This window comes from Streptomyces sp. NPDC037301 (genome assembly GCF_055602785.1).
Genome location: NZ_JBVJWD010000003.1, coordinates 1 through 25,162 on the forward strand (window position 1 = coordinate 1; position 25,162 = coordinate 25,162).

29 protein-coding genes and 2 pseudogenes are annotated in these 25,162 nt (G+C 70.4%); 16 read left to right on the forward strand and 15 right to left on the reverse strand.

Going from position 1 to position 25,162, the window contains the following annotated elements; translation table 11 throughout:
- Together ACZ7IB_RS05935 and ACZ7IB_RS05940 are read left to right on the forward strand one after the other, a co-directional pair.
- A pseudogene (locus tag ACZ7IB_RS05935) lies at nt 1-161 on the forward strand (RNA-guided endonuclease TnpB family protein); the annotation flags it as partial.
- A gap of 470 nt (nt 162-631) precedes the next feature.
- Nucleotides 632-1,699, forward strand: a complete 1,068-nt coding sequence (locus ACZ7IB_RS05940; protein WP_413752976.1) for a pentapeptide repeat-containing protein — start codon at nt 632-634, stop codon at nt 1,697-1,699.
- A gap of 34 nt (nt 1,700-1,733) precedes the next feature.
- Here ACZ7IB_RS05940 and ACZ7IB_RS05945 read toward each other — a convergent pair.
- A pseudogene (locus ACZ7IB_RS05945) lies at nt 1,734-2,147 on the reverse strand (transposase).
- 347 nt (nt 2,148-2,494) lie between these two features.
- On the opposite strand from ACZ7IB_RS05945, the gene ACZ7IB_RS05950 reads away from it, so the two are divergent.
- Both ACZ7IB_RS05950 and ACZ7IB_RS05955 read left to right on the forward strand, forming a co-directional pair.
- Complete coding sequence (locus tag ACZ7IB_RS05950; RefSeq protein WP_470909553.1) at nt 2,495-3,397, forward strand: helix-turn-helix domain-containing protein; 903 nt, start codon at nt 2,495-2,497, stop codon at nt 3,395-3,397.
- 49 nt (nt 3,398-3,446) lie between these two features.
- Nucleotides 3,447-4,034, forward strand: coding sequence for a Uma2 family endonuclease (locus tag ACZ7IB_RS05955; protein WP_470909555.1), 588 nt, complete (start codon nt 3,447-3,449; stop codon nt 4,032-4,034).
- A gap of 36 nt (nt 4,035-4,070) precedes the next feature.
- Here ACZ7IB_RS05955 and ACZ7IB_RS05960 read toward each other — a convergent pair whose 3' ends face one another.
- Complete coding sequence (locus tag ACZ7IB_RS05960) at nt 4,071-5,258, reverse strand: flavin-containing monooxygenase (protein ID WP_470909556.1); 1,188 nt, start codon at nt 5,256-5,258, stop codon at nt 4,071-4,073.
- A 180-nt stretch (nt 5,259-5,438) separates the two neighbouring features.
- Between ACZ7IB_RS05960 and ACZ7IB_RS05965 the strand changes: the two genes are divergently transcribed.
- Both ACZ7IB_RS05965 and ACZ7IB_RS05970 read left to right on the forward strand, forming a co-directional pair.
- Nucleotides 5,439-5,891 carry a DoxX family protein gene (locus ACZ7IB_RS05965; protein ID WP_470909558.1) on the forward strand — a complete coding sequence of 151 codons (453 nt, stop codon included), beginning with the start codon at nt 5,439-5,441 and terminating at the stop codon, nt 5,889-5,891.
- On the forward strand, nt 5,879-6,307 hold the full coding sequence (locus ACZ7IB_RS05970; protein WP_470910418.1) for a Zn-ribbon domain-containing OB-fold protein: 429 nt from the start codon (nt 5,879-5,881) through the stop codon (nt 6,305-6,307). Before ACZ7IB_RS05965 ends, ACZ7IB_RS05970 begins: the two co-directional genes overlap by 13 nt.
- A 61-nt stretch (nt 6,308-6,368) precedes the next feature.
- On the opposite strand, the gene ACZ7IB_RS05975 is transcribed toward ACZ7IB_RS05970, so the two are convergent.
- From ACZ7IB_RS05975 to ACZ7IB_RS05990, 4 genes are all read right to left on the reverse strand, one after another.
- Entirely contained in the window at nt 6,369-6,956 is a 588-nt protein-coding gene (locus tag ACZ7IB_RS05975) for a DUF1707 SHOCT-like domain-containing protein (RefSeq protein ID WP_470909560.1), read from the reverse strand.
- Between the two features lie 56 nt (nt 6,957-7,012).
- A complete protein-coding gene (gene pspAB / locus ACZ7IB_RS05980) occupies nt 7,013-7,597 on the reverse strand; it encodes a PspA-associated protein PspAB (RefSeq protein WP_470909562.1) in 585 nt (194 codons plus the stop codon).
- A gap of 9 nt (nt 7,598-7,606) precedes the next feature.
- Nucleotides 7,607-8,518 carry a zinc metalloprotease HtpX gene (gene htpX, locus ACZ7IB_RS05985; RefSeq protein ID WP_470909564.1) on the reverse strand — a complete coding sequence of 304 codons (912 nt, stop codon included), beginning with the start codon at nt 8,516-8,518 and terminating at the stop codon, nt 7,607-7,609.
- Between the two features lie 115 nt (nt 8,519-8,633).
- On the reverse strand, nt 8,634-9,332 hold the full coding sequence (locus ACZ7IB_RS05990; protein ID WP_470910419.1) for a pyridoxine/pyridoxamine 5'-phosphate oxidase: 699 nt from the start codon (nt 9,330-9,332) through the stop codon (nt 8,634-8,636).
- A gap of 69 nt (nt 9,333-9,401) precedes the next feature.
- Here ACZ7IB_RS05990 and ACZ7IB_RS05995 point away from each other — a divergent pair, with 69 nt between their 5' ends.
- Together ACZ7IB_RS05995 and ACZ7IB_RS06000 are read left to right on the forward strand one after the other, a co-directional pair.
- Nucleotides 9,402-9,680 (forward strand): type II toxin-antitoxin system Phd/YefM family antitoxin, encoded by a 279-nt coding sequence (locus ACZ7IB_RS05995; protein WP_470909566.1) that lies wholly within the window; start codon nt 9,402-9,404, stop codon nt 9,678-9,680.
- Entirely contained in the window at nt 9,673-10,077 is a 405-nt protein-coding gene (locus ACZ7IB_RS06000; RefSeq protein WP_470909568.1) for a PIN domain-containing protein, read from the forward strand. The genes ACZ7IB_RS05995 and ACZ7IB_RS06000 overlap by 8 nt, the downstream gene beginning before the upstream one ends.
- 22 nt (nt 10,078-10,099) lie before the next feature.
- On the opposite strand, the gene ACZ7IB_RS06005 is transcribed toward ACZ7IB_RS06000, so the two are convergent.
- A complete protein-coding gene (locus tag ACZ7IB_RS06005) occupies nt 10,100-11,269 on the reverse strand; it encodes a thiolase C-terminal domain-containing protein (protein WP_470909570.1) in 1,170 nt (389 codons plus the stop codon).
- 163 nt (nt 11,270-11,432) lie between these two features.
- On the opposite strand from ACZ7IB_RS06005, the gene ACZ7IB_RS06010 reads away from it, so the two are divergent.
- Nucleotides 11,433-12,671, forward strand: coding sequence for an acyl-CoA dehydrogenase family protein (locus tag ACZ7IB_RS06010; RefSeq protein WP_470909572.1), 1,239 nt, complete (start codon nt 11,433-11,435; stop codon nt 12,669-12,671).
- Entirely contained in the window at nt 12,671-13,165 is a 495-nt protein-coding gene (locus tag ACZ7IB_RS06015) for a nitroreductase family deazaflavin-dependent oxidoreductase (protein ID WP_470909574.1), read from the forward strand. The genes ACZ7IB_RS06010 and ACZ7IB_RS06015 overlap by 1 nt, the downstream gene beginning before the upstream one ends.
- A gap of 208 nt (nt 13,166-13,373) precedes the next feature.
- On the opposite strand, the gene ACZ7IB_RS06020 is transcribed toward ACZ7IB_RS06015, so the two are convergent.
- Nucleotides 13,374-14,021 carry a TetR family transcriptional regulator gene (locus ACZ7IB_RS06020; RefSeq protein ID WP_470909576.1) on the reverse strand — a complete coding sequence of 216 codons (648 nt, stop codon included), beginning with the start codon at nt 14,019-14,021 and terminating at the stop codon, nt 13,374-13,376.
- A gap of 350 nt (nt 14,022-14,371) precedes the next feature.
- On the opposite strand from ACZ7IB_RS06020, the gene ACZ7IB_RS06025 reads away from it, so the two are divergent.
- Both ACZ7IB_RS06025 and afsK read left to right on the forward strand, forming a co-directional pair.
- Nucleotides 14,372-15,217, forward strand: a complete 846-nt coding sequence (locus ACZ7IB_RS06025) for a VOC family protein (RefSeq protein WP_470909578.1) — start codon at nt 14,372-14,374, stop codon at nt 15,215-15,217.
- Nucleotides 15,218-15,381: 164 nt separating this feature from the next.
- Nucleotides 15,382-17,769 (forward strand): protein serine/threonine kinase AfsK, encoded by a 2,388-nt coding sequence (gene afsK / locus ACZ7IB_RS06030; RefSeq protein WP_470910421.1) that lies wholly within the window; start codon nt 15,382-15,384, stop codon nt 17,767-17,769.
- 99 nt (nt 17,770-17,868) lie between these two features.
- Here the strand turns inward: afsK and ACZ7IB_RS06035 are convergent, their stop codons facing one another.
- Nucleotides 17,869-18,546, reverse strand: coding sequence for a hypothetical protein (locus ACZ7IB_RS06035; protein ID WP_470910423.1), 678 nt, complete (start codon nt 18,544-18,546; stop codon nt 17,869-17,871).
- 161 nt (nt 18,547-18,707) lie between these two features.
- On the opposite strand from ACZ7IB_RS06035, the gene ACZ7IB_RS06040 reads away from it, so the two are divergent.
- Nucleotides 18,708-19,259, forward strand: a complete 552-nt coding sequence (locus tag ACZ7IB_RS06040) for a hypothetical protein (RefSeq protein WP_470909580.1) — start codon at nt 18,708-18,710, stop codon at nt 19,257-19,259.
- 2 nt (nt 19,260-19,261) lie between these two features.
- Here the strand turns inward: ACZ7IB_RS06040 and ACZ7IB_RS06045 are convergent, their stop codons facing one another.
- From ACZ7IB_RS06045 to ACZ7IB_RS06055, 3 genes are read right to left on the reverse strand one after another with little or no spacing between them, the layout of a single operon-like run.
- On the reverse strand, nt 19,262-20,035 hold the full coding sequence (locus ACZ7IB_RS06045) for an enoyl-CoA hydratase/isomerase family protein (protein ID WP_470909581.1): 774 nt from the start codon (nt 20,033-20,035) through the stop codon (nt 19,262-19,264).
- A 6-nt stretch (nt 20,036-20,041) separates the two neighbouring features.
- A complete protein-coding gene (locus tag ACZ7IB_RS06050; protein WP_470909583.1) occupies nt 20,042-20,482 on the reverse strand; it encodes a Zn-ribbon domain-containing OB-fold protein in 441 nt (146 codons plus the stop codon).
- A 5-nt stretch (nt 20,483-20,487) separates the two neighbouring features.
- A complete protein-coding gene (locus ACZ7IB_RS06055) occupies nt 20,488-21,636 on the reverse strand; it encodes a lipid-transfer protein (protein WP_470910425.1) in 1,149 nt (382 codons plus the stop codon).
- 92 nt (nt 21,637-21,728) lie between these two features.
- Here ACZ7IB_RS06055 and ACZ7IB_RS06060 point away from each other — a divergent pair, with 92 nt between their 5' ends.
- Nucleotides 21,729-23,285 carry a FadD3 family acyl-CoA ligase gene (locus ACZ7IB_RS06060; RefSeq protein WP_470909585.1) on the forward strand — a complete coding sequence of 519 codons (1,557 nt, stop codon included), beginning with the start codon at nt 21,729-21,731 and terminating at the stop codon, nt 23,283-23,285.
- Between the two features lie 9 nt (nt 23,286-23,294).
- On the opposite strand, the gene ACZ7IB_RS06065 is transcribed toward ACZ7IB_RS06060, so the two are convergent.
- On the reverse strand, nt 23,295-23,567 hold the full coding sequence (locus ACZ7IB_RS06065) for a hypothetical protein (protein WP_470909587.1): 273 nt from the start codon (nt 23,565-23,567) through the stop codon (nt 23,295-23,297).
- A complete protein-coding gene (locus ACZ7IB_RS06070; RefSeq protein WP_470909590.1) occupies nt 23,560-23,919 on the reverse strand; it encodes a DUF6247 family protein in 360 nt (119 codons plus the stop codon). Before ACZ7IB_RS06070 ends, ACZ7IB_RS06065 begins: the two co-directional genes overlap by 8 nt.
- Before the next feature lie 123 nt (nt 23,920-24,042).
- Here ACZ7IB_RS06070 and ACZ7IB_RS06075 point away from each other — a divergent pair, with 123 nt between their 5' ends.
- Nucleotides 24,043-24,318, forward strand: coding sequence for a hypothetical protein (locus tag ACZ7IB_RS06075; protein WP_266358864.1), 276 nt, complete (start codon nt 24,043-24,045; stop codon nt 24,316-24,318).
- Complete coding sequence (locus ACZ7IB_RS06080; protein ID WP_470909594.1) at nt 24,318-24,713, forward strand: hypothetical protein; 396 nt, start codon at nt 24,318-24,320, stop codon at nt 24,711-24,713. The genes ACZ7IB_RS06075 and ACZ7IB_RS06080 overlap by 1 nt, the downstream gene beginning before the upstream one ends.
- Before the next feature lie 57 nt (nt 24,714-24,770).
- Here ACZ7IB_RS06080 and ACZ7IB_RS06085 read toward each other — a convergent pair whose 3' ends face one another.
- The gene (locus ACZ7IB_RS06085) at nt 24,771-24,938 is read right to left on the reverse strand and encodes a hypothetical protein (RefSeq protein ID WP_470909596.1); all 168 of its coding nucleotides are present in this window, start codon (nt 24,936-24,938) and stop codon (nt 24,771-24,773) included.
- Between the last annotated feature and the right edge of the window lie 224 nt (nt 24,939-25,162).

The window sequence follows — 25,162 nt, forward strand, 5'->3', positions numbered from 1 at the left end:
GCGGCTGCGGAACGACCCACGACCGGGACGTGAACGCAGCGAAGAACCTTTTGGCCGCCGGGCTGGCGGTGACAGTCTGTGGAGCTGGTGTAAGATCTCAACGGAGTTCTCCGGGCGGGCAGTCGGCGATGAAGCAGAAACCCCCACGGCGCGAGCCGTAGGAATCCCCCTCGTTCACGAGGGGGAGGGAGTCAACGTCGTCCAAGTCAACGGTGTCCGGGTTACGCAGGAGCCGCAGGCCTCCGCCAGCGGGGAGAGAAGCGCGGAACCTGCAGCGACTCACGTAGTTGAGGTTCGCGTGACGCAGCAGGGAGAGCCGGGCCGCATCCTCGTCCAAGACGTCGTGCAGCGCGCTTCGGCGGGCAGGGATCGCAACAGGGCATGACGACGGCGTTCAGGTAGCGGGTCGTTCACAGCTTCCTCAAGGGCGTACTTCTCTTCAACACGCTGAACTTGACAGAGAAGGTTCGTAGGGTGCCTGCGGGGACTGTGCTGTGACCGCATAGGTTCACCGGGTTCGGTCTTGCCCTAAGCTCCCATGGGTATGGGGGGATCTGTTCGTGGCCGCGAACCGCGCCACTCGGGCCGGCGCCTGACTCGCACCGTTGCCGTAGCGGCGGCTGCACTGGTTGTGCTCGCCGTACTGGCCGTTGTGCTCCTGGTTCTTCCAGGGCTGGTAGTCGACCACGACCTTGCGGGGGCCCAGCTCGCCGCGGTGGACCGTCTGAACGCGGTGAATAACGTGCGCACCACGCTCCTGCAAGCGGTCGGCGGCGCGGTCATCCTGTTCGGCGCTTATGCCACGTGGCGCCAGATTCGTGTCAGCCAGGACGGGCTGAACGCAAGCCGAGAGGGAATCATTACCGATCGCTTCAGTCGCGCCGTAGATCAACTCGGCAACGAAAAACTGGATGTGCGGATCGGGGGCCTCTATTCACTGTGGCGGATCGCGGATCACTCTGCCCACGACCGCGAGGCGGTTATCTCGATCATGGCGGCGTATCTTCGGACGCACCTCCCCTGGCCGCCGCAAGAGCCAGGCGCTCCGGCGGCGGATGCGTCCATCAACACGGTACGCCCGCTCGAATCCCGCGCCGCGGACGCTCAGGTGGCGCTCACCAGCCTCGGCGTCCTTGGTCAGGAACGCCGTCCCGAGTGGCTCAACGTCAGCTTCACCGACCTGCGTCGGGCCGACTGTGATGGATTGTGGCTGAACGGCGTCAATCTCGATGGCGCGTGCCTGGAAGCGGCGAGCGTCTACCAGGTCAATCTGAGCAGGACCTCACTGATCGGGGCCAACCTGCGGCATGCCGAGCTCGGAACCTCGATCCTCCAACAGGTCCGCTGTATCGAAGCCGACCTGCGCGGCGCACGTCTGGTCAAGGCCGACTTGCGCGAGGCGGACTTCTCCGGTGCGGACCTGCGCGAGGCGAATCTACGCAAGGCCCGTGCCCAGGGTGCTGTTTTCATCCGGGCGGATCTGCGGTTGGCCGATCTCCGAGGATGCGACCTGAGCGCCGCCGACTTGCGGGACACGAATCTGGAAGGCGCGCTGGCGAGCGATCGCACGATCTGGCCAACCGGCTTCGGTGTCGAGACGGCTGGCGTCGTCGTCTCTGACGACCCTGGCGCTGAACCGGACAATCTGCTGCCGGCTGCGGCGATTACGAGGAACGCCCCGCCTCTGCAGTCGGCCTGATGCCCTGACCGGGCAGACTCGCGGAGTCGAGCAGTCAGGCCGCCGCAGCGAGGGGACGTCCTCCCCGGCAGATGCCTTTCTCGCTGCCGGTGCGGGCGCGTTCCTTGCGTTCGGCGGCCAGGACGTTTCGGTGACGGGAGTTGGTGTTGCGCCAGCGCAGGTAGGCGTGCAGGGCGTGGGTCTGGACGGTGTGGTTGTGGTGGTTGGAGTTGGCGATGGTGAACTGCCGCAGGGGTCAGAAGTGGGCCTCGATCGGGTTGGCCCAGGAGGCGTAGGTCGGGGTGAAGCACAGCTCAACGCGGTGCTTCTTGGCCCAGCGGCGGATCTGCTCGCCCTTGTGAGCGGACAGATTGACCAGGGTCACGCAGATCGACAGGAGGCGCTGCATCGGTAGTTGGCGCTTGTCAGCTACCCGGTACTGAAGTCCCAGGCCTGTTGCTCGGGTCATCACTGGCGGTGATGGGTCTCTGGGCCGAGCTCGACCTCGTACCGTGACCGCCTCCACCGGGTCGCGGCAGTCACGACCCGGTGATTCACGACTCGGTGGGCCAGGACGCGGCGGGCCGCGACGCGTTCGCGCACGACATCAAAGGATTCAAGAACCGGGGAAATCACCCTTCCCAACCCCACCCAGCCTCCCCGTCACTCACACGGGTGAGGTTCGCCAACTCGACTGGATTCCGGACCGGTTGGCTGGCATAAGCTCGCCCCCACAGCCACAGACATGCGACGGCCCCCGGCCAGGACGGCAATCCTGATCGAGGGCCTGACCACCGAGAAGTAAGAGGCTTCCCGATGGATACCCCGCAGATTAGCGCGCCCTCGCGCGCACCGTCATCCGGTGTCGTACACATCAACACCCGGCACACCAGCCGATTCACGGTCGTCGGCAACCACCTCACCCAGCACGGTGAGCTGTCCCTCACCGCGATCGGCCTCGCCGCGCACATCCAGTCGCTGCCCGACGGATTCAGGATCGGCATCAGGTTCCTCGCCGACCGCTTTCCGGAGAGCGAGGCACGGATCGCCGCCGCCCTGCGCGAACTGGAAGCCCACGGCTACCTGAAGCGCACCCGGGAACGTCTCCCCAGCGGCCGGGTGGTCACCCGCACGGTCTCCTACAACCAGCCCGCCACCGACGCGAGCCCTGCCGCAGCGCCCGAACCTCGGCCCAGGCCCGTCCGCCCGGCCCCCGAGCCTCCGGCCCCGACGCCCGCACCGGCCCCTGCGCCCGCACCGGAGAAGGCCCCCGTGCCCCCGCCGGATTTGGAGAACGCCCCCACACCCGTACCGCGTCCGCCGCTTCCCCAGCCGCAGGTCCCCGACCTCGACCGGCACCGCGCGGCCACCGGTCTCCTCGCGGGCCTGCGCCGTCACGAGCCCCGACTGCTGCTGGCCGAGGACGACGTCCGCCGACTGGCCCCCGCCGTCGCCGCCTGGCTCGAACGCGATGCCCACCCCGACGCCGTACGCCGCACTCTCGTCGCCGACCTGCCCGAGCCGCTGGCCCACCCGGCGGGCCTCCTCGCCCACCGCCTCACCACCCTCCTGCCGCCCCCACTGCCCACCGCCCCGGTTCGGGAAGCCGCGCCACGCCCCGAACCGCTCCAGAACTGCGACAGCTGCGACCGCGCCTTCCGGGCCCCGGAGCCGGGCCACTGCCGCGAGTGCCGATCCGACCTGATGGAGGCCGCCTAGCATGAACGTGACGACCCTTGCCCCCGGGCACAGACGAGGAGCGCACGCCATGGCCATCGCCCCGGATGACGCACAGCGGGAATCGTTCCGCTACCAGGCCATGCGCGACATCGTCGAACAGATGCGGGACAGCGTTCCCGGCAAGCTGGAGATCACCAAAGAAGGGATCGTGCACGACATGATGGCCCCGGGGCGTCCTCACGAGCTGACCGCAGCCCAGGTGAGCCGCCGCCTGGAGAAGCTGATGCCGGACGAGATCCTGGCCCATACGGGGACCCCGGATGTCGAGGCGGAGGCCGAGGGCATCATGCGACACCCCGACGTAATGGTGGTCGCCGTGGACGACATGGAGGGGGAGGGCTCCTTCGACCCCCGTACGCTCATCGCCGCCATTGAAGTCGTCTCCCGGTCCAACCCGGACAACGACTGGGTGAGCAAGATGCGGGACTACCCACTGCTCGGCATCCCCGTCTACGCGATCTTCGACCCCCGCACGGGCACCGGCGCCGTCCTCTCCGAGATTCACGCGACGCCGGAAGGCCCGCGTTACGCGATCCGCAAGGACTTCGTGTACGGCGAGGACGTCACCATCGGCGAGTGGACGATCTCGACCGACGCGCTCCCGCGTTACGCCTGACGCCCGCGCGGAGGCCCCCCGCCCGGCCCCGAACAGTCAGCCGGTGCGTGCCAGCCTCTTGGCGATCTTCTGTGCGTCCAGGGCCATTTCGCGGAACATACCGCTGATCGGGTTGGTGAACCCGGTGAAGTACAGGCCGGGTGCCTGCTTGGGCGTGCGGCCGCCGTGCACCACCGGGCGGCCCCGTGCGTCCAGTACGCCGAGGTGGCCGACCAGCCCCTCCAGAGCCCGCCGGTAGCCGGTTGCCGCGATCACCGCGTCCGGGGTGATCCGGTCCCCGCCGGCCAGCACCACCACGTCCTTGTCGAACGACTCGACGGCCGCCACCGGCACCACCCGGCCGCTCTTCACCGCGTCGATCAGCCCCACGTCCTGCACCGGAATGGCCCCGTCCTTGACCCGTGAGTACAGGCCGGTGTCCGGGCGTGGGAGGCCCTGTGCGGCGAGGTCCGGCACGGCGAGCCTGGCCATCAGGCGCCCGGCCCGGTCGACCAGCCGGACCGGCAGCCTGCGGACCAGGATGCCGGTCGCCTGCGCGGGCCAGCCCGCCGTCGAGCGGCGCACGATGTGCGGCACGGTGCGCACGGCGATCCGAACCCGGGACGCCCCGCCCTCCACCAGGTCGGCGGCGATCTCGGCGCCCGTGTTGCCGATGCCGACGACAAGGACGTCCCTGCCCGCGTACGGGGCGGGATCGCGGTAGTCGGAGGCGTGCACCAGGTCGCCGGTGAAGGTGTCGCGGCCGGACCAGTCGGGGATGCGCGGGGTGTGGTTGTAGCCGGTGGCGACGACGAGCGCCCGGCCGGTCAGTATCCGGCCGCCGGTCGCGGTCAGCTGCCAGCCGGCTCCGTCGGGGGCCCGGTCGATCCGGGACACCTCGACGCCCGTCACCACTTCCAGCCCGTGGTGCTCGACGTACTTCTCCAGATAGCGCACCACATCGTCCCTGGCCACCCAGCGTCCGAACCGGCGTGGCATCGCGAGTCCCGGCAGCGCGGACCAGCGCCGGGTCGTGTGGAGGTGCAGCCGGTCGTAGTGGCGGCGCCAGGACGCGCCCACGTTCTCGGACTTCTCCAGCACCACCGCCCTTACCCCCTGCTCGCGCAGGGCCGCCGCGGCGGCGAGACCGCCCGGGCCACCACCGATGACGTACACGGGCCGGTCCTCGGTGAGGTCGATGCGGGCCGGGGCGGGGCTACCGGCGGTAGGTGCGCTGTCGGGCATGGTCCGGAGCGTAATCGCGCGCTTACTTGATGGGTCTCGGACAAGACCGGAATCGGTTGCGAATTGATCACGGGTGCGTGGCTCTTGCGCGCCTCTCGCATGCCTCCTGCACGCCCCTTGCGCAAGCCGTCCCCATCAGGTGAACTGACGTACCGTCAGATTTAGTGAGCGGGAGGCCCCATGCAGACGATCTGGCTCGGTGGCGCCGAGTGGCTCGCCGTCCTCCGGATAGGCCTCGGCCTGTGGTGGCTGGAGAGCTGGCGGCACAAGGACAAGAAGGGCTGGTTCGAGCGCGGTACGGGCATCGCCTGGGCCGCGGACGTGGCGGGCAAGCACCGGTGGACGGCCGTGCGCACCGGATTCCAGCGGATCGTCGCCCCGCGCCCCAAGGCCATGGCCTACCTCGTCGTGTACGCCGAACTCGCCCTGGGCCTCGGCCTGATCGCCGGATTCCTCACCCCTGTCGCGCTCGTCGCCGGACTTCTCCTCAACCTCCTCTACCTCGTGCTGATGATCCACGACTGGGCCGAGCAGGGGCAGAACGCGATGATGGCGCTCATCTCGCTCGTCGCGCTGTTCGCAATGTCCTGGCAGACCTGGTCCCTCGACGAAGCGATCGGATTCTTCCTGTGACCACGGCCGCCGCACGTTTCGACCTCCCCGAGCCCGACGCCTTCACCCGCCCCTACTGGGACGCCGCCGCCCAGGGGCAGTTGCTGCTGCGCCGCTGCCGCGCCTGCGGGCGCGCCCACCACTACCCACGCGAGTTCTGCCCGCACTGCTGGAGCGAGGACGTCACCTGGGAACGGGCGAGCGGACATGCAACGCTCTACACCTGGTCCGTCGTGCACCGCAACGACCTGCCGCCGTTCGGTGCCAGGGTCCCGTACGTCGCCGCCGTGGTCGACCTGGCCGAGGGGCCGCGGATGATGACGGAGATCGTGGGATGTGAGGAATCCGGCCTCGCCATCGGCATGGCGCTGCGGGTGGCCTTCCGGCGGGAGGAGGGGGAAGAGGCCGTTCCGGTCTTCCACCCCGGAGACTGCTGAGGTCCACGCATGGAGTGCATGTGCATGTGCCTCAGCGCGGCTCGGTGCAGCTCAGCGCGGATCAGGGCTCGATGCTGCGCAGCTTGCGGCGTTCGCGGAAGTTCGGGTGGCGGACGACCACACCGCCCATGCCGCAGGAGCCCGTCAGCCGGAGGAGCGGGGCGCCGGGCTTCCTCTCGTCCGTGGTCCTGGCCTTCAGGCCGCCGCCGCCGTGGTCCAGGCTGTCGGTGTGTACGGTCCAGCCCTCCGGGATCACGATCTTCACCCCGCCCATCTCTCCGCGCACTTCCAGTTCGATCTCGCGCAGCCGGCACTCGGCGCGGGTGAAGTCGATCCTGACGCCGCCGATGCCGCCCTGGGCGCGTATCACCGGGGGCACCTTCCAGAGGCCCGAGCGCGTCACGCCGTGCATGCCGCCCTTGAGGACCAGCGGCTCGCCCGTGGCCACCTCGATGGGGACCAGGTCCTCGGTGAGGGGCGCGAGTTCGGCGTAGGTCTTGGCGGACAGCGCCTGCCCGAGCCGGGTGTCCAGCTCGTCCATGTCGATGCGGCCCTCGGCCGCCGCCTCCCGCAACTGCTCGACCACCGCCTCGCGATCGGCATCCGAAGCGCGCATACGGTCGGCGGAACGGGAGGGCTCAGCAGTCATGGGAGCGATGATACGGGCGGGTGCGGCGCCGGGCCCCTGTCATCGGCCTCCCCGCGTCACAGCCCCGGCGCCCCCCACACCGGGAACCACCGGGCCAGGTCCTTCTCCATCCGTAGGTCGTCCCCGAGGGCCGCCCGGACCTGCAACTCCAGCTGGTTGTCACGCTTCTCGGCGCTGCCCGGCACCGGCGCGAACGGATAGAACGTGCCGCGCTTGTAGAGATAGACCAGGGCCAGCGGACGGTCCCGCGCATCCCGGAAGCCGATCAGGGAGCAGAGCAGTTGCGGCCCGAAGCCGCCGTCCTGGAGCAGCGTGTTCACTGCGTGCAGGTCGTTGACCAGGGCGGCCGTGTCCTCGGCCGACTGCCGGGCGAGCAGCCAGGTGTAGCCGTACGTGTCCTGGCTGAACTCCACCGGAATGCCGCCCCGGTCGGTGTCGGCGTCGAGCAGTTCGCGTACGTCCTGCTGGATGCGGGCGAAGGTGCCGCCCTCGACGCCCGCGAAGCAGACCGAGCCGAGGCCGGTGGGGGCGAACCCCGCGCCGGCCTGGAGGGTGAGCGCGGCGGAGGGCACGGCGAAGAGCTGGTCGAGGTCGGGGCGGACCGGTTTGGTGCGGCCCAGGATGGTGTCGAGAAGACCCATGAACGTTCCTTACGGGCGGGCGAGGTCGGCGGAGATACGGGCGAGCTGGTCCAGGCGCTGCTCGAGCGTCGGGTGGGAGGAGAGCAGCCGGCTCAGGCTCTCCTTGGAGGAGAACGCGGGAACGAAGTAGAAGGCGTTGTACGGCTCCGCCTTCCGCAGGTCCTCGGTCGGGATGCGGGCCATCTGGCCGCTCACCTTCGTGAGGGCGGAGGCGAGCGCCGAGGGACGGCCGGTGAGCAGGGCGGCGGTGCGGTCGGCGGAGAGCTCGCGGTAGCGCGAGAGCAGCCGGGTGAGCAGGAAGCTCAGGGCGTACACGACGGCGCTGACCAGCGGGATCAGCATGACCGCGATGCCGACGGGGTCATTGGCCCTGCTGTTGCGGGAGAGGCCGCCCCACAGGGCGACGCGGGTGATGATGCCGGCGAGTACACCGAGGAACGAGGCGATCGTCATGACGGCGACATCGCGGTGCGCGACGTGCGACATCTCGTGCGCGAGCACGCCCTCCAGCTCCTCCGGCTCCAGTCTGCGCAGCAGTCCGGTGGTGGCGCATACGAGGGCGGTCTTCTCGCTCCGGCCGGTGGCGAAGGCGTTCGGCACATCGCTCTGGGCGATCGCCACCCGGGGCTTGGGCATGTCGGCCAGGGCGCAGATCCGGTCGACGGTGCCGTGCAGCTCCGGCGCCTGCTCGGGGGTGACCTCCCGGGCGCCCATGCTGAAGGCCGCGATGCGGTCGCTGAACCAGAACTGGGCGATGAAGAGGCCGCCGGTGAAGATCAGAATGATCGGCCAGGCGCCGCGCAGCACCGCGAGCAGCACGCCGACCAGCACCACGTACAGCAGACCGATCAGGAACATGGTGGTCACCATGCGCGTGGTCAGCCCGCGGTCGGGGGCGTAACGGGAACGGGTTCGGCTCATCGGTGCCTCCAGTCCTCATCTGTCTCCCATAGTGCTCCTTTACGGTTGAATCCGAATAAATCTGCGGCCCTCGAGCGCCCCGTCTCCAGGGCCGGGCGGCCCGCGGGCACCGTCCCTACGGCCAGAGCAGCTCCCGCGTCCAGTGCGCACCGTCCCGGCGGTAGCGCAGCCGTACGTGTCGGCGCCCCGCGTCGCCCTGGAAGAACTCGACCTCCCGGGGCTCGACCACGTACCGCGTCCAGCCGGCTACGTCCGCGTCCGGCTCCGCCGACGCCCGTTCCCAGGCGGCGTCGGCGGTCCGGGCCAGTTCTTCCCGCGAGTCCAGCACCTCGCTCTGCGACCCGGTCAGCGCCGATGCGAGCGCCCCGGTCGAGCGGGCGTGCAGATCGGCCAGGCTCTCCGCCCGGCTCGTCTCGGTGACCGGTCCCCGCACCCGTACCTGCCGCCCCTGCACCGGCCAGTAGAAGCCGAGCGCGGCGTGCGGGCGGGCGGCGAGCTGGCGGCCCTTCGCGCTGGTGCGGTGCGTGGCGAAGTGCCAGCCGCGCTCGTCCGCGTCGTGCAGCATCAGCGTCCGCACATCGGGCCGGCCCTCGGCGTCGACGGTGGCCAGCGACATCGTGTGCGGCTCGGCCTGCCCGGCGGCCACGGCCTCGGCGAACCAGGCGTGGAAGAGAGGGAGCGGGGCGGAGGGTGCGGCGTCCGGGTCGAAGGCGGGAAGGTCCACGTCCCACACGCGCTGGGCGTGGAGCAGGTCCAGGAAACTCTGCTGTGCGTCGGTGTTCTGTACGTCGCTCATGGCCCCATTGCAGCGCATGGCGCCATCGCGCGGGGCATCGGGAAAATCGCCGTAGCGCATGGAGACACAGCGAGCTACGCTCGTGGTATGAGGACCATCACGCAGCGGGAGTTCCGGAACAACTCCGCAGAAGTCATGAACGCCGTGGAGGCGGGCGAGGTCTTTCACATCACCCGCAACGGAATAGAGGTCGCGGAGCTGCGGCCGCTCACCCGGAAACGGCAGTTGAGTGCGGAGGAGCTGGTGACCAGGCACCGTCGGCTGCCCCGTGTGGACGGTGCGCTGATGCGCCGCGAGGCGGATGCGTTCTTCGGGGCTGCGGACCGGGTCGGGGGCGACGACCCGTGGGAGCGCGAGCGTGGCTGAGCGGCATGACGTGGGGGTGCTCGGCACCTGCGCATATATCGACCTCGATCTGCTGCGCGCCGAGGACCTTCCGATCCTCCCGGCGATCACAGTGGTGACGATGGCCGAGCTTCAGCAGGGCGTGGCGATGGCCAAGGACCCCGGTGTGCGGGTGGCCCGGATGGAGAAACTCGGCGCCGCCGTGGCCGACTTCGAGCCGCTTCCCTTCGACGGGGACGCCGCTGCCCGCTACGGGAGCCTGGTGGCTCTGGTGGTCGCTGCCCGGCGTGATCCCCGGCCCCGGCGCATGGACCTGATGACCGCGTCCATTGCCTCGGTCAGGGGACTGCCGCTCTTCACCCGCAACGCGGAAGACTTCAAGGGGCTCGAAGGGGCGCTCACGGTCATCGCGGTGTGACCGGCTGCCCCCGCCCGGACCCTCAACCCCGCCCCAGCACCACCGTCCCCGACGAGCAGAACCAGCCGCCCGTCCCCGAGGCCACCGCCAGCTCCGGCAGCCGGCCACCCGCCCTGCGCACCTGGCGCCCACCCGCCTCGCCGCGCAGTTGCCGTACTGCCTCCACCAGCAGGAACAGTCCGCGCATCCCGGGGTGGCAGGCGGACAGGCCGCCCCCGTCCGTGTTGACCGGCAGCTCGCCCGTCAGACCGGTCCGGCCCTTCTCCACGAACGCGCCGCCTTCCCCTTTCGCGCAGAACCCCAGGTCCTCCAGTGTCACCAGCGTCATATAGGTGAACGCGTCATAGATCTCGGCGAGATCGATGTCCGCGGGCCGTACCCCTGCCCGTTCGAACGCCAGGCGGCCCGAGACCGCCGCGGGGGAGGCCGTGAAGTCGTCCCACTCGGACATGGTGGAGTGCGAGACGTGCTCACCCGTACCGAGGATCCACACCGGTTCCTTCGCCGTGTCCGGTACGTACTCCTCGGCGGCCAGCAGTACCGCGCAGCCGCCGTCGCTGCGGATGCAGCAGTGCAGCTTGGTGAACGGGTCCGCGATCACCGGCCCCGACAGCACGTCGGCCACCGTGATCGGGTCACGGAACATCGCGTCCGGGTTGGCCGCCGCGTTCGCCCGCGCCTGGACCGCCACCTCGGCGAGCTGCTCCAGGGTCGTCCCGTACTCGTGCATATGGCGGCGGGCGGCCATCGCGTACTTGGCGATCAGCGAGTGCCCGTACGGCACCTCGAACTGGAGCGGGCCGCGCGCCCCGAAGGAGAGATTGGACGTCCGGCGGCCCGCCTTGATGTCCGCGCGTGCCGTCGACCCGTACACCAGCAGAACGGCATTGGCGTGACCCGCCGCGATGGCGTCCGCCGCATGGGCCGCCATCACCTCCCAGGTCGAGCCGCCGACCGCGGTGGAGTCCACCCAGGTGGGTTTCAGCCCCAGATACTCGGCGACCTCGACCGGGGCGAGCGTGCCGAGTCCGGCGGAGGCGAAACCGTCGACGACGGACCGGTCCAGACCCGAATCGGCCAGTGCCCGGCGGGCGGCCTGGGCGTGCAGTGCGTACGGCGTGGCCTCGTCGATGCGTCCGCAGTCGGCGAGGGATATGCCGACGACAGCGACCTTGCGGTGGGAAGAAGGCATGAATCTGACGGTACATCAGATATTCGCCGCACGGACCGCTCGGTGGGGCGGGATCTTCCCGGCCCCTCCCGATGCGCGACTCTGGGAATCTCATGGATTCACCCCTAGCATGACGGGCCGTCAGATCGGAGGCCGAAGGCCTCTGAGGGGAAGGAGCCCGACGATGGATGCCGCCTTCACCGCGGAACAGGACGAGATCCGCCGCACCCTTCGCGAACTGCTGGCCAAACGCAGTGGACCCGACGACGTCAGGAGTGCCGTACGGACCGCCGACGGGTACGACGAGACCCTGTGGCGACAGCTCGCCCAGGACCTCGGGCTGCCCGGGCTCGCCCTCCCGCAGGAGTACGGAGGTGTCGGCTGCGGCCTGGCCGAGCTCGCCGTCGCCTGTGAGGAGACCGGTCGCGCCCTGCTGCCGTCGCCCCTGATCGCCACCGCCGCACTCGCCGCGCCTCTGATCGCCGCCCTCGGCACCGAGGCCCAGCGCACCGCCCTGCTGCCGCGCATCGCCGCCGGCGGACTGACCGCGACCCTGGCCGTCCCCGGCGGCTCGCTCGCCACCGCACTCGGCCTCACCGGTGACCCCACCGGCGGCGCCTGGGCGGGTGGCGGCCGGGCGGGTGGAATACAGGCCAGGCCGGTCGGCGGCGCGGAGGGCTGGCGGCTGTACGGGGAGGCCACCCAGGTCCTCGACGGGCACAGCGCGGGGCTCCTCCTGGTCGCCGCACACACCGGCGGCTTCCCACGCAGCCGTACGCTCCTCTTCCTGGTCCGCCCGGACACGGCGGCCGGAATCGTCCGCGCCCGCCGGACCTCGCTGGACGAGACCCGTCCGCTCGCCCGCATCGAACTCCGTGACACCGAGGCCGAACTCCTCGGCCCGGACGACAGCGTGGACGTCACCGACGCGCTCGCCCCGGCAGGACGCGGGGTCGCCGTACTGCTCGCCGCTCAGGCGGTGGGGGCGGCGGCGAGCGCACTGGAGCGGACCGTCGAATACGTGAAGACGCGCGAACAGTTCGGCCGGGCGATCGGCTCCTTCCAGGCCGTGAAGCACCGCCTCGCGGATCTGTACGTACGGGTGCAGGCGGCTCGTTCCGCCGCGTACTACGCGGCCTGGGACCCGGCGGCCGGGGGCCTCGCGCTCGCCCAGGCCCTGGAGGCGCTGCGGATCACCACGGCCGAGGCCGTCCAGCTGCACGGCGGGATCGGCTTCACCTGGGAACACGAGGCGCATCTGTACTTCAAGCGGGCCGCTGCCGACGAACTGCTCTTCGGCCCCGTCCACCGGCTCCGCGACCATGCGGCGCAGCAGGCCGGACTGTTCGGACCGCCGAACGGGCAGCCGTCCGCGTCCTCGGCATTCGCCACCCCGGGATCGGCCGAGCAGGTGGCGGTCTGATGGCGCCCGGCGTCCGGCTGGTCCAGAAGGTGTCCTCGACCCGCACGTTCGCGAGGATCGCCCCGCATGTCATCCCCGTCATGGACCGTACGGTGCACCGGCTCACGCGCGGCAAGGTGCTGCTCAGCGCCCGGATGCTGCCGGGGCTGATCCTGACGGTGCCGGGCGCGAGAAGCGGGCAGCTCAGGACCACTCCGCTGGCCTGCATGCCGGAGAACGGGACGGAGCAGAGCTGGATCCTGGTCGGCAGCAATTTCGGCCGTACGGGGCATCCGGCCTGGACCGCGAATCTGCTGGCCGGTCCCGGCAAGGCCGTCGTCAACTGGAGGGGCCGGGACATTCCGGTGCGCGCCACACTGCTGCAGGGCGCGGAACGGGATGCGGTGTGGCAGACGGCGCTGAAGTTCTGGCCGCCCTATGCGACGTATCAGGCGCGGGTCGAGCGGGAGATCCGGCTCTTCAGGCTGGAACGGCGGAGTGACGCCGCGACCTGACGAGGCCGGGCGCGTAAGCGGTGCGCGCAGACCGTGGGTGCTGGTGATGCGCGAAAACCGTGCCTGGGAACGGCCGTTGGAGCGATCCGTGGAACGGTCCGGGTGCACCGACGGCGGACCACATGCGTGGTCCGCCGTCGGTGAGACAGGACCTGGGGCGCCCGGAATCGCCGCGCGGTACCCAGTGGGGAAGGGGCCCGGTGCGGCGCTACTTGGTCGGCTTCTTGCCGGTGATGCCCAGATGCACCAACAGCGCGAGATTCGGCCTGAGTTCGGCCTGCTTCACGCCCCAGGTCGTAAAGCCCTTCTGGTGCGAGGCGACCGCGGCCAGCATCGCGACTAGGGAGCCCGCCATCGCGGCGGCGCTGACGTCCTTGTCGACCTTGCCCTTGGCCTGGAGCTCCTTCACCGAATCCGTAAGGGAGTTGGTGACCGAGTTCAGAATCTTCATACGGATCTTGTAGAACCGCTTGTCGCCCTCGGCCGCTCCGAGGTCGACCACACGCAGGATCGCGTCATGATGTCGCCAGAAGTCGAGGAATCCCTCGACGAGTTCTTCGGCGGTCTGCCAGCCGGCCTTGCCGACCCAGGAGCGGCCTGCGACCAGTCCGGTCAAACCAGCACCCTCCTTGGCCATTTCTTCGGCGATTTCGAGGACGGCGCCCTCGACGTCGGGGAAGTATTGGTAGAAGGTCGCGGGTGAAGTCCCCGCCTTCCGGGCGACGTCGATGACTTTGACGTCCCGGTACGGCGAGGAACTGAGCATCTCGCTGAGGCAGTCGAGCAGCTTCTGCCGCGTCGCCTGTCCGCGTCGACCGGCCACGCGGCCGTCGACGGTGCGCACTTGTCCTGTCATGCCGTCAGCTTACCGAGGGGGGATCGGAGCGCGATTCGGCCGACTGCAAATGGGGAGCACCGCAGGCGGGGTGGGGGGAGTGGCCGGATATCGACGGATGCGACCCACAGGGGGATAAGTCTTATCAACAGCCTGTGGATAACTTCCGTGGATAACTTTCCGCGACGCCGTGGGCAGGGAGGCTCCTTTATCGAAAATGAGTTCGATGGGACGGGTCGGGGCGCGGTACATGCCACCCACGGTTACGTTTGATGTGACGAGCGTCACTGCCACGAACTGCGAACGGCCGCGGACAACTGCGAACAAACCGCGAACGACCGCGGCCGACCGCGACGGAAGGACCCGGGCCCATGGCTGCATTCGCGCAATCCGCGCCGTGCTGGGTGGATGCGCAGCTTCCCGACCTCGAAGCGGGCAAGCGCTTCTACGGTGAGCTGTTCGGCTGGACCTTCCGGGCCGGCGACGGCCCGTACGCGGACGCACTCAGCGACGCGAAGCTCGTCGCCGCACTCGCCGCCAAGCAGGACGGCCGGATGCCGACCGCCTGGGGCATCTACTTCGCCACCGACGACATCGTCGCGGCCGTCGCCCGCATCAGGGAGGCGGGCGGTCAGGTGATCACCGACCCCGTGCGGGCGGGCCGGGCCGGAGCGCTCGCCCAGGCGGCCGACCCCGGCGGAGCGGTCTTCGGGCTCTGGCAGGCCGGTGACCGCGAAGGCTTCGAGAAGCAGAACGAACCGGGCTCCTTCTGCTGGACCGAGGTCCGCACCCGGCAGAAGGACCGTGTCGACGCCTTCTACGAGGAGGTCTTCGGCTTCCAGGGCACCGATCTCGACGCCTCCGGCGCGGGCGAATCCGGCGCGGGCGAACCCGGCGCGGGCGAATCCGGTACAGCCGAGTCCGGCGTCGACTTCCGCATGTGGTCCCCGGCCGGCACGGAACCCGGACCGGACACCGCGGTCGGCGGGCGCAGCGTCATCACCGATGCCTTCCCGGCCGAGATGCCCAGCTACTTCCTCATCTGCTTCGCCGTCGCGGACTGCAATGCCGCCGCCGGACACGCCGTACGCCTCGGCGGCCGCATCTCCGCGCCGCCCTTCGACATCCCGTACGGGAGGATGGCGGTCCTCCAGGACGATCAGGGTGCCGTGTTCGCCGTACTTCAGCCCCCTCTGTCCGGGAAGAGGGCAGAGTGAGCTGTGACACCCCGGTCCGCCCCCGGGTTCGCAACCAGAGCCTCAGCCAGGAACAATCGGGGTGCGCACCGCCGGGTGGTGCCCAGTGGTGAGACGCCGTAGCAGGGCGGGTTTTCGCGGGCTTCTGTTCCTGAGGCCCGTACGGGGAGGTGGCAGGGCAAGTGGTGGAGCAGCTGACGCAGCACGACCCGAGACGGATCGGCCCGTTCGAGGTGCTGGGACGGCTCGGGGCCGGTGGCATGGGGCTGGTCTATCTCGCCCGCTCGGCTTCGGGCCGGCGGGTGGCGATCAAGACGGTACGTACGGAGCTCGCCGAGGACCAGCTGTTCCGGGTCCGCTTCACGCGCGAGGTGGAGGCAGCCCGGGCGGTCAGCGGCTTCTACACGGCCGCGGTGGTGGACGCCGACCCGCGGGCCGCCGTGCCGTGGCTGGCCACCGCTTATGTGCCCGCCCCGTCGCTCGAGGAGATAGTGAATGAGTGCGGGCCCATGCCGGTCCAGGCGGTGCGCTGGCTGGCCGCCGGTATCGCCGAGGCGCTCCAGTCGATCCACGGTGCGGGGCTCGTCCATCGCGACATGAAGCCGTCGAACGTGCTCGTCGTCGAGGACGGCCCGCGGGTGATCGACTTCGGGATCGCGTCCGGGGTCTCCAACACCCGGCTGACCATGACGAATGTCGCCGTCGGCACGCCCGCTTACATGTCGCCCGAGCAGGCGCGGGACTCGCGCAGCGTCACGGGCGCCAGCGATGTCTTCTCGCTCGGCTCGACGCTCGTCTTCGCCGCCACCGGCCATGCGCCGTTCCACGGCGCCAACCCCGTCGAGACGGTCTTCATGCTGCTGCGCGAGGGCCCCGATCTGGAGGGCCTGCCCGACGAACTGCGGCCGCTGATCGATTCCTGCATGCAGATGGACGCCGGGCTGCGGCCCACCCCCGCCGATCTGCAGGCCCAGCTCGCCCCGCACCTCTTCGCCTCCGGCGGCGACGACAGCGGTACGGCTTCGGCATGGCTGCCGGCCTCCGCCACCGCGATGATCGAGCAGCGCCGCGGCGGAGGCCGCAAGACCGCGGCTCCCGCGCCGGCTCCGGCCGCCGTACCGCCGCCGCCCCAGCAGCCGCCCGGCGCCGACCGGGACACCGCCTGGCGCAGCGGCGCCGACCTGCGCTCCCCGGCCGCCGCGTCCGCGCAGCTGCCCGACGGGGGCGGTCCGGTGCGGCTGCCCGGTGCGAAGGTGCCGATCGGCCCCGGCCCGCGCGCCCAGGACGTACGGGCCACCGCCACGGCCACCGCGGACGCCGGCCCCGCGACCGGCTGGGTGCGCCCGCCCGCCGGGGTGAACGGCACGGCCCCCACCCCCGCACCGGCCCCCCTGCCCGCGCCCGCGCACGCGCCCGAGACCGCGCCCCCGGGCCCGGACCGCTGGCGGCCCTGGCGGTTCCGGATGTCCAACGACGTCTGGGGGACGCCTGTCGTTGCCGGGGACCTCCTCTACGTCACGTCGTTCGAGGTGCACGCCCTGGACGTCGGAAACGGGCGGCGCCAGTTCAAGACCCGGGACGTGGCCTGGGTGATGGCCGTCGAGGGCGGCCGTATCCACGCCTCCGACGGACCGTCGCTGTATGCCCTGGACGCGGCGACCGGCGCCGAGCGGTGGCGGCTGCAGACAGATGCCTGGGTGTACTCCCTCAAGGCCGACCGCGGCACCGTCGTCACCGGCACCCGGGGCGGCGGCGTCCAGGCGTGGGAGGCGTCCACGGGCGAGAAGCTGTGGGAGAGCCGCGGCGTACAGACCGACTTCGAGACGGCGGAGGCCGGGCCCGCGATCCACGACGGCACGGTCTACCTGTGGCAGGACGCCCGGCTGTGCGCCGTCGACGCCCGTACCGGCATCGAACGCTGGTCGTACCCCATCGGCGACGCGGTCTCCTGCGGCGGTGTGCCGGTCCGGGTGACCGCCGCGCCGGACGGCTTCGTGTACGTCAGCGCGGGGGCCCGGGTCCTGGCCGTCGACACCGTGTCCGGTCATGTCCGCTGGCACTTCGAGTCGCCCGCGGTCTTCCTCTCCCCGCCCGCGTTCGCACCCGGGCCCGCCGTCACCGGCGGCGGCGTGTACCTCGCCGACTACCTCGGCACGGTGTACGCGATCGACGCCTCGACCGGCAAGGACCGCTGGCGCATCGCCACGGAGGCCCGCCAGTCGATCGAACCGGTCCTGGTCACGGCCGGGAACGTCCATGTCGGCAGCGGCAGCGCCCTGTACACGCTCGACGCGGTCACCGGCACCCCGAAGTGGCGGTTCGCGGCAGGCGGCGAGGTGGTGGGGGCCCCGGTGGTCGCCGACGGCCGGGTCCACTTCGGCTCAGCCGACCATGTCCTGTACACCCTGGACGCGGCGGGCGGCCAGCTCCGCTGGAAGCTGGCGACGGGAGGCGAGATCACGGGTTCGCCGGTGGCGCGGGGCGGTGTCGTGTACGCGTGCAGCAAGGACCGCTGCGTGTACGCGCTGGACGCGCTGAAGGGAACGGGCACGGGCAACCGGCCCCGGACGTAGAGCATCGGCCACGCCAGGCCTGCCCCGCGCTTGACGAACCGCGTCGGCCACATCAAGCCTGTCCGGCGATTGAGGACGGAACACCAGGCGTCGAGGACCTCAGAAGGGCGGAGGCCGGCGCGGATCGGAACCGTCGTCCGGTACGACGGGGTGCGGGGCCGTGTCCTGGTCCTCCGGGCCCGGAGGCGGGCCCTCGCGGCGGTCCGCCGGGGCGGGCCCCGTGTACGGGTCCGGCTCGGGCTCCGGCAACGTACTCATCTGCACGGAGGGCCCCGGCTCCTGCGTGGGCGGCCACGTATCCGGATTCTCCGAGCCGGGCGCCGCATACGGCTGGTCACGGCCCCCGCGGGCAGGCCGGCGCCCACCGTGCCGCCCCGGCATCACCACCGAACCGAGCAGCAACAGCACCGCGCCACCCACCGCGTACGCCACCCCCCACTGCAGCCCGGAGCCGTCGCCCGCGACGGTCAGACTGCCCACCGATTCTCCCTGGCGCACCATCCACAGCACGGTGAACCCGAGCACCACCACACCCGCGGACGCCACCAGCAGACGCGATCGCAGCACCACACCCACCACCGCCAGCAGGGCGGCGAAGAGAAAGGCCAGGAAGACCGAGCCCAGCGGCCCGGGCCGGCTGGCGGTGACACCCGTGAACAGCTCGTCGATCCGGTAATGACGCCCCAGACGGCCGTCGTACCAGTCACGGAAGGGGCTCAGCACGGCGGCCGCCGCTCCTGCGAGAGCAAGGACCGAGCCGAGGACGTTGCGGACCATCATCGGCCTCCTGCGTGTGCGCGGACCGGCGTCAGGGATCAGCACCGCTCTCGGCCTCGACGCTACGCCCGGCCCCTGACCCCCGCACCTTGCGCTAGCGTGTCGCGCGGTCGTTCGACAGCAGCAACAGCACGGACAACAACACAAGGGGGGCTGCATCGATGATGCGGCAGCACATAAAGCTTTCCGCGGTACTGGTCGTGGTGGTACTCGCGCTCACCGGCTTCTCGACCTCCAGCCACGGCGGCCGAAGCGGCAAGAGCAAGGGGTCGAGCAGCAGCAGCGGCGGCGGTGGATGCTCCAACTCCAAGAAGAGCAACGGCAGCTACCACGACAACAACTACGACGACAACGACAACGACTACGACTCGTCGAGCAGCTCCTCCGGCAATACCGGCTACGAGACGCCGGCCCCGAGCGCCACCGCTTCGGACGCGCCCCAGGCGTACGTCTTCCGCTGCGCCCAGCCCCGCAAGGGCAAGCGCAAGGCCGTCACCACCTCCACCGTCCGGCTCACGGCGAACGCCGTCGGCTCGCACACCTACGAAGTCGATGTGACCTTCCTCGACGCACGGGGCAACACCGTCGACACCGGTGAGGCGAAGGTGGACGCCGAGGGTGGCGAGACCAAGACCGTCTCCGTGCGGATGGACAGCCCGCGCAAGGTCTCCCGGGTGAAGAAGTGCCGGGTCGAGGCCGAGCTGAGCTACTGACCTCACCGCATCCGGAACTCATTGCCGCCCCGCCCCCGGAACAACTCGGCCTGCCGCTCCGGCGGCAGGTTCCCGAGTGCGATCAGGTGCGGGGCGTGGGCCATGGCCTGCGCCCTGGCCGCCTCCTTCGCGGACCACACCGCCCGTACGGTCCCCTGCACCGCCCGGTTCGGGTACGAGGCGATCACTCCCGCCGCCCGCAGCGCCGCCGCCACCGCGCCGCCGGGTGCCGTCACCTCACTGACCAGCCCGGTCTCGTACGCCCGGCGGGCCGTGACCCGTTCGGCCGTACCCATCAGAGACATCCGGGCCACCTCGCCGAACGGCATCCGCTGCGCCATGGAGATCGCCTCGTACGCGCTGACCATGCCGTACGTCGTGTGCGGGTCGAAGAACGTCGCCTCCTCGGACGCGATCACGAACTCCGCCTCGCCCAGCAGATAGAACGCCCCGCCGCAGGCCATCCCCTCCACGGCCGCGATCACCGGCTTCCACAGGTCGTTCGCCTTCGGTCCGATCGCGATCAGCGGATCGTCGATCGTGTACGGGGACGAGGGCTGCGGCACCTCCACGTCCCGGTCGATCCCCGTACAGAAGGCCCGGCCGCCCGCACCGGTGAGGACGACGGCCCGCACCCCGTCGTCGAATCGGAACGCCCGCCAGGCAGCGGTCAGTTCGTCGGCCGTCGCCAGGTCGATCGCATTGAGCTTCTCGGGCCGGTCGAGGGTGACGAGCGCGACCCCGGTCTCCTTGTCCGTCTCCGTCCGCAGCGCCATCACCGGTCACCTCTCCAGCAGCCAACGCACCAGGGTCACCCCGGAACCGTCCGGGCAGAACACCACCCGCACCGGCGCCCCGATCCGCAGCCGCCCCGGATCGACCGAGTCCAGCGGGGCGTCCGGACCGCTCACCACATTCCCGACCAGCCGGATGTCCGGGGCGTCGGCCAGCTCGACCACGACGGCGTTGTACGGGGCCTGCGCGGCGTACGCGGGCAGCAGCGGCGGATGCGGCAGCACGTACGACCAGATGCGGCCGCGTCCACTCATGGGCCGCCACCCGCTCTCGAAGGACTGGCAGTGCGGGCAGCACGGCCGGGGCGGGAAGCGGAGCCTTCCGCATTCCGGGGCGGCGCAGGCCTGGACGCGGAGTTCGCCGCGGGCCGCGTACTCCCAGAAGGGCGCACCGTCCTCGTCCACGACGGGCAGCAGCAGAGCATCCATCCCGGTCAACTCCTCAGCAGTACGGCGGATGTGGGAACGCCCTCACCGGCGGTGACCAGACATGTCCCGGCGTTCGGGACCTGTGCGGTGGAGACGCCGCGCAACTGCTTCACGCCCTCGTTGATGAGGTTGAAGCCATGCACATACGCCTCACTGAGCCCGCCGCCCCCGGTATTGATGGGCAGCCGCCCGCCGCTCTCCAGCGCCCCGCCCTCGGTGAACGCGGCGCCCTCACCGCGCCCGCAGAAGCCGTAGCCCTCCAGGGAGAGCGGAATGAGCGGGGTGAACGCGTCGTAGATCTGCGCGACATCCACATCGTCCGGGCCGAAGTCGGCCTGCTTCCACAGCTGCCGGGCGGCAGTCCAGGCGGGTCCGGTGAGCGGGTCGTCGTTCCAGTAATTGACCATGCCGTGGTGCTGGGCGGGCAGCCCCTGGGCGACGGAGTGGATGTAGACGGGTTTCTGCCGGCAGTCGCGGGCCCGCTCCGCCGAGACGATGACACAGGCCAGCGCACCGTCGGTCTCCAGGCAGTTGTCGAAGAGGCAGAGCGGCTCGCTGATCCAGCGCGAGGTCATATACATGTCGCGGGTCAGCGGCCGCTCGTACATCACCGCGTCCGGGTTCTGGTTCGCGCGGTTGCGGCAGGCGAGGGCGACGTTGAAGAGATGGTCGCGGGTCGCCCCGTACTCGTGCATGTACCTCCGCGCCAGCATCCCGATCTCGTCGGCCGGCCGCAGCAGCCCGTACGGCCGGGTCCACTGGGCGGGGGTGGGCAGTTGCACGGCGGTGTTCTTCCAGGGCCGGGGCCCCGACCCCCGCTTCCGCGACCTCCATGCGACACCGACACTCGCCTGCCCGGTCGCCACGGCGGCGGCGAGATGCGCGATCGTCGCGCACGAGCCCCCGCCCCCGTACCCCACCTTGCTGAAGAAGGTGACATCGCCCGCCCCGATGGCCTTGGCGATCTCGACCTCGTCGGTCTCCTCCATCGTGTACGAGGCGAAGGCATCCACCTCCGAGGCGGCGATGCCGGCGTCGTCGAGCGCCGCGACGATGGCCTGGCAGGCCAATGTCTTCTCGGATTCGGGCAGTTGCTTCGCGAAGGCCGTCTGCCCTATGCCGGCTATCGCTGTCACGTCCTTGAGTGCCGCCACCGCCACCTCCGAGACCGTCATGACTGCTGACAGCGGCTGAGGCTACAGCTAATCTGACGGATAGTCAGCTACTGCGTCAGGGAGGGTGAACGATGCGCGGCGACGAGGAATGGGGCAGCATCCCGAAGCTGATACGGGCGGCGGCGCGGCGGTACGGGGACCGGGAGGCGGTCGTCGAGGGCCGGACCCGGATCTCGTACGCCGAACTCGGCGACCGTGTCGAACGGGCCGCCGCCGCGTGCATGGCCTCGGGCGTGGAGCCGGGAGACCGGGTCGCGATCTGGGCCCCGAACACCCTGGACTGGATCGTCTCCGCGCTCGGCGCGGTCACGGCGGGGGCGGTCCTGGTCCCCCTCAACACCCGTTTCAAGGGCGCCGAGGCGGCACACATCCTGGAACGCAGCCGGGCGAAACTGCTCTTTGTCACCGGCACCTTCCTCGGTACGTCGTACGTGGCCTCCCTGCGCCGGGCCGACGTGCAACTCCCGTACCTGGAACGGGTGGTGGTGCTGGCGGACAGCGCCCCCGACGACTACGTCACCTGGAAGGACTTCCTGGCGGCGGGGGAGGGGGTGTCCGGAGCGGCGGTACGCTCCCGCGCAGACGCGATCGCCCCCTCGGCCCCCTCCGACATCATCTACACCTCGGGCACCACGGGCCGGCCCAAGGGTGCCGTCATCACCCACGCCCAGACCCTGCGCTGCTACGCGATCTGGAGCGAACTGGCCGATCTGCGCGAGGGCGACCGCTATCTGATCGTGAACCCCTTCTTCCACACCTTCGGCTACAAGGCGGGCATCATCGCGTGCCTGATGCGGGGCGCGACGATGGTTCCGCAACCGGTGTTCAACGTGGACACGGCCCTGGCCAACATCGCCGCCGAACGCATCTCGGTCCTGCCGGGCCCGCCCACCCTCCACCAGTCCCTCCTGGACCACCCGGCCCGGGGCGCCCACGACCTCTCCGCCCTCCGCCTGGTGGTGACGGGCGCGGCGGTGGTCCCCCTGCGGCTGGTGGAACGCCTGCGCGCGGAGCTCGGCATAGCGACGGTCCTCACCGCGTACGGCCTCTCCGAGGCGAGCGGCATCGTCACCATGTGCCGCCGCGGCGACCCGATGGAGACGATCACCTCGACGTCGGGCCGGGCGATCGACGACACGGAGATCCGCGTCCTGGCCGCCCCCGGCACGCCCGGCGAGGTCCTGGTCCGCGGGTTCAACGTGATGCAGGGCTACTTCGAGGACCCGGAGACCACGGCCGCCACGATCACCCCCGACGGCTGGCTCCGCACGGGCGACGTGGGCGTCCTCGACGAGGACGGCAACCTCCGGATCACCGACCGGATCAAGGACATGTTCATCGTCGGCGGCTTCAACGCGTACCCCGCCGAGATCGAACAGCTCCTCGGTCTGCACCCGGACGTGGCCGACGTGGCGGTGATCGGCGTCCCGGACCCCCGACTGGGCGAGGTGGGCAAGGCCTACGCGGTCCGCAGGCCGGGCGCGACGGTGACGGCCGACGACCTGATCGCCTGGTCGAGGCGCGAGATGGCGAACTACAAGGTCCCGAGGGCGGTGGAGTTCGTGACCGAGCTGCCGCGCAATGCGAGCGGCAAGGTGGTGAAGGGGGAGCTGCGGGGCCAGAGGTAGAGGGGGGGCTCAGAGCGACGGCCAGGCTGTCACCTGGATGATGTACACGCATTGGTGGCGGATGACGGTCAGGTACAGAAACATCCCGCCGGGCACGTACGCCGTCTGCACTCCGTCGCCCGCACCCTGGAACGTCGCGCCGTCGAGGTGCAGGGCGGAGGCGGCCCGGACGAGTTCGTCGGCGCGATGCTCGACTTCGGCAACGAAGACCGGTGGGGGTGGGGTGTCGCCGCCGACAACGTAGGCCTCGCTGGGGTCGTACTCCCAGCGCCAGTCACTCATGGTCGAGCGACTCCCTGGCGGAGGCGTAGAGACCATGGACCACATCCATGGCTTTGCGCCATGAAGGATCGCCCTTGTCGAGGGTCTGAACTGTGTACTCGGCCGAGTGGAGGCGGGCGGCGAGCGACGGGAAGCGCGCGATCTCCACGGTGACGGCCCAGCTCTCCAGGAACTGGAGGATCGGCCCCAGGCTGCCGGTCTGCGCAGCCAGCGCAATCGCCTCGTCCTTCTGCTGCTCCAGTTCGCCCAGCCGATGCGGTGCCACCTGGGCGATGGCTACCCGGAGAGCGGCAGGAGTGCGTTGAGGGCGGGGGATGAGCGACTCGGAGGGGTCGATGTGCTGTGCGGTCATCCTGATCCTTCCTGGGGCATCACGACAACGGTACGGGAGAACGCGCGGGCGATGCATGCCGTTCGCCGGACGGGGTGACCCGAGCTGTGTCACGGACCCAGCCCCATAGGTATGGTGATTGGTATGGCAACCAAGAAGTACACGGTCACGCTGCCGGAGGAGCTCGCGGAGGAGATCCGCAGCGAGGTGGGCCCGGGGGCGTTCAGCGCGTATGTCACCCATGCCATAGAGCGTCAGCGTGAGCACGACCGGCTGGGGGAGTTGGTGGCGTGGATGCAGGAGAAGGGCGGGCCGCCCACCGAGGAGGAGCAGGCGGCTGCGGCGTCGGAGCTGCGTGACATCGAGCGGTGGTTCGAGGAGCGGGAGTCCGGTGCGCACGGCGGGGCGTCGGCTGCTTGATGACCGATCTCTGCTTCGTGCTGGACAGCGAGGCCCTGTCGAGGGCGGTGCGTCGTGAGCGGGCCATGACGGCCACGCTCACGAAGGCCCATCAGGCAGGCGCCCGGGTCGTGACCAGCTCCATGACCCTCATCGAGGCGTATCACAGCAAGATCCGGCGCTCGGAATGGAACTGGGTGATGTCCCGGATCGTCGTCGAGCCTGTGACCAAGGAGGTCGCGGACGAGGCGATCGGGCTGCTGGCGAATACCGGCCTGCACGGCCACGAGTACGCCATCGGCGCGGCACTCGCGGTGATCGCGGGGCGGCAGCGGGGGCGGGTGGCGGTGTTCACCTCGGACGAGGACGGCATGCGGAAGCTGTGTCGGTCGGGGGTGCAGGTCAGGGGGTTGTAGGGGTACGGGGGAGGGCCCGAGCCGATGGCTCGGGCCCCTCTTGCGTTCGGGTGCGGCTCAGCCGGCGTGCGAGTCCTGCGGGGTCCCGACCGTCGCATGGGCGTCCTGGGTGGTGACGGGGGTGTCGCCGGTGGCGTGCGCATCGGCCAGGGCCGGGGTAGCCGCCCCCAGGCCGAGGGTCACAGCGAACGCGGCTGCGACGAGCGTCTTCTTCGTGCGGGTCATTCCAACTCCTGCGATGGGATCTTCCGGACGTGGAATGACGCTAGTGACAGTGGGGGCGATGGCGGTATCCATCTGACGAGAACCGGTCGAACGTTGGCGCGATTGAGCTGACCGAACGCAGAAATGCAGCGGGGGGGGGGGGTTCCCCCCCCCCCCCCCCCCCCCCCCCCCCCCTCAGAGGCAGGGCTTCGCTGGGTTCTGAGGTAACAACAGTGGCGTACCAA

Coding starts and splice junctions, on each gene's coding strand:
- ACZ7IB_RS05960 (WP_470909556.1), bottom strand. CDS start 5,258: ATGCCCGACAGCGCACCTACCGCCGGTAGCCCCGCCCCGGCCCGCATC.
- ACZ7IB_RS06015 (WP_470909574.1), top strand. CDS start 12,671: ATGGCGCCCGGCGTCCGGCTGGTCCAGAAGGTGTCCTCGACCCGCACG.
- ACZ7IB_RS06075 (WP_266358864.1), top strand. CDS start 24,043: ATGGCAACCAAGAAGTACACGGTCACGCTGCCGGAGGAGCTCGCGGAG.
- ACZ7IB_RS06040 (WP_470909580.1), top strand. CDS start 18,708: ATGATGCGGCAGCACATAAAGCTTTCCGCGGTACTGGTCGTGGTGGTA.
- ACZ7IB_RS06050 (WP_470909583.1), bottom strand. CDS start 20,482: ATGGATGCTCTGCTGCTGCCCGTCGTGGACGAGGACGGTGCGCCCTTC.
- ACZ7IB_RS05965 (WP_470909558.1), top strand. CDS start 5,439: ATGCAGACGATCTGGCTCGGTGGCGCCGAGTGGCTCGCCGTCCTCCGG.
- ACZ7IB_RS05955 (WP_470909555.1), top strand. CDS start 3,447: ATGGCCATCGCCCCGGATGACGCACAGCGGGAATCGTTCCGCTACCAG.
- ACZ7IB_RS06070 (WP_470909590.1), bottom strand. CDS start 23,919: ATGACCGCACAGCACATCGACCCCTCCGAGTCGCTCATCCCCCGCCCT.
- ACZ7IB_RS05975 (WP_470909560.1), bottom strand. CDS start 6,956: ATGACTGCTGAGCCCTCCCGTTCCGCCGACCGTATGCGCGCTTCGGAT.
- ACZ7IB_RS06085 (WP_470909596.1), bottom strand. CDS start 24,938: ATGACCCGCACGAAGAAGACGCTCGTCGCAGCCGCGTTCGCTGTGACC.
- ACZ7IB_RS06035 (WP_470910423.1), bottom strand. CDS start 18,546: ATGGTCCGCAACGTCCTCGGCTCGGTCCTTGCTCTCGCAGGAGCGGCG.
- htpX (WP_470909564.1), bottom strand. CDS start 8,518: ATGAGCCGAACCCGTTCCCGTTACGCCCCCGACCGCGGGCTGACCACG.
- ACZ7IB_RS06020 (WP_470909576.1), bottom strand. CDS start 14,021: ATGACAGGACAAGTGCGCACCGTCGACGGCCGCGTGGCCGGTCGACGC.
- ACZ7IB_RS06060 (WP_470909585.1), top strand. CDS start 21,729: ATGCGCGGCGACGAGGAATGGGGCAGCATCCCGAAGCTGATACGGGCG.
- ACZ7IB_RS06025 (WP_470909578.1), top strand. CDS start 14,372: ATGGCTGCATTCGCGCAATCCGCGCCGTGCTGGGTGGATGCGCAGCTT.
- ACZ7IB_RS05995 (WP_470909566.1), top strand. CDS start 9,402: ATGAGGACCATCACGCAGCGGGAGTTCCGGAACAACTCCGCAGAAGTC.
- ACZ7IB_RS05950 (WP_470909553.1), top strand. CDS start 2,495: ATGGATACCCCGCAGATTAGCGCGCCCTCGCGCGCACCGTCATCCGGT.
- ACZ7IB_RS06080 (WP_470909594.1), top strand. CDS start 24,318: ATGACCGATCTCTGCTTCGTGCTGGACAGCGAGGCCCTGTCGAGGGCG.
- ACZ7IB_RS06045 (WP_470909581.1), bottom strand. CDS start 20,035: ATGGCGCTGCGGACGGAGACGGACAAGGAGACCGGGGTCGCGCTCGTC.
- pspAB (WP_470909562.1), bottom strand. CDS start 7,597: ATGGGTCTTCTCGACACCATCCTGGGCCGCACCAAACCGGTCCGCCCC.
- ACZ7IB_RS06010 (WP_470909572.1), top strand. CDS start 11,433: ATGGATGCCGCCTTCACCGCGGAACAGGACGAGATCCGCCGCACCCTT.
- ACZ7IB_RS06065 (WP_470909587.1), bottom strand. CDS start 23,567: ATGAGTGACTGGCGCTGGGAGTACGACCCCAGCGAGGCCTACGTTGTC.
- ACZ7IB_RS05990 (WP_470910419.1), bottom strand. CDS start 9,332: ATGCGCTGCAATGGGGCCATGAGCGACGTACAGAACACCGACGCACAG.
- ACZ7IB_RS06005 (WP_470909570.1), bottom strand. CDS start 11,269: ATGCCTTCTTCCCACCGCAAGGTCGCTGTCGTCGGCATATCCCTCGCC.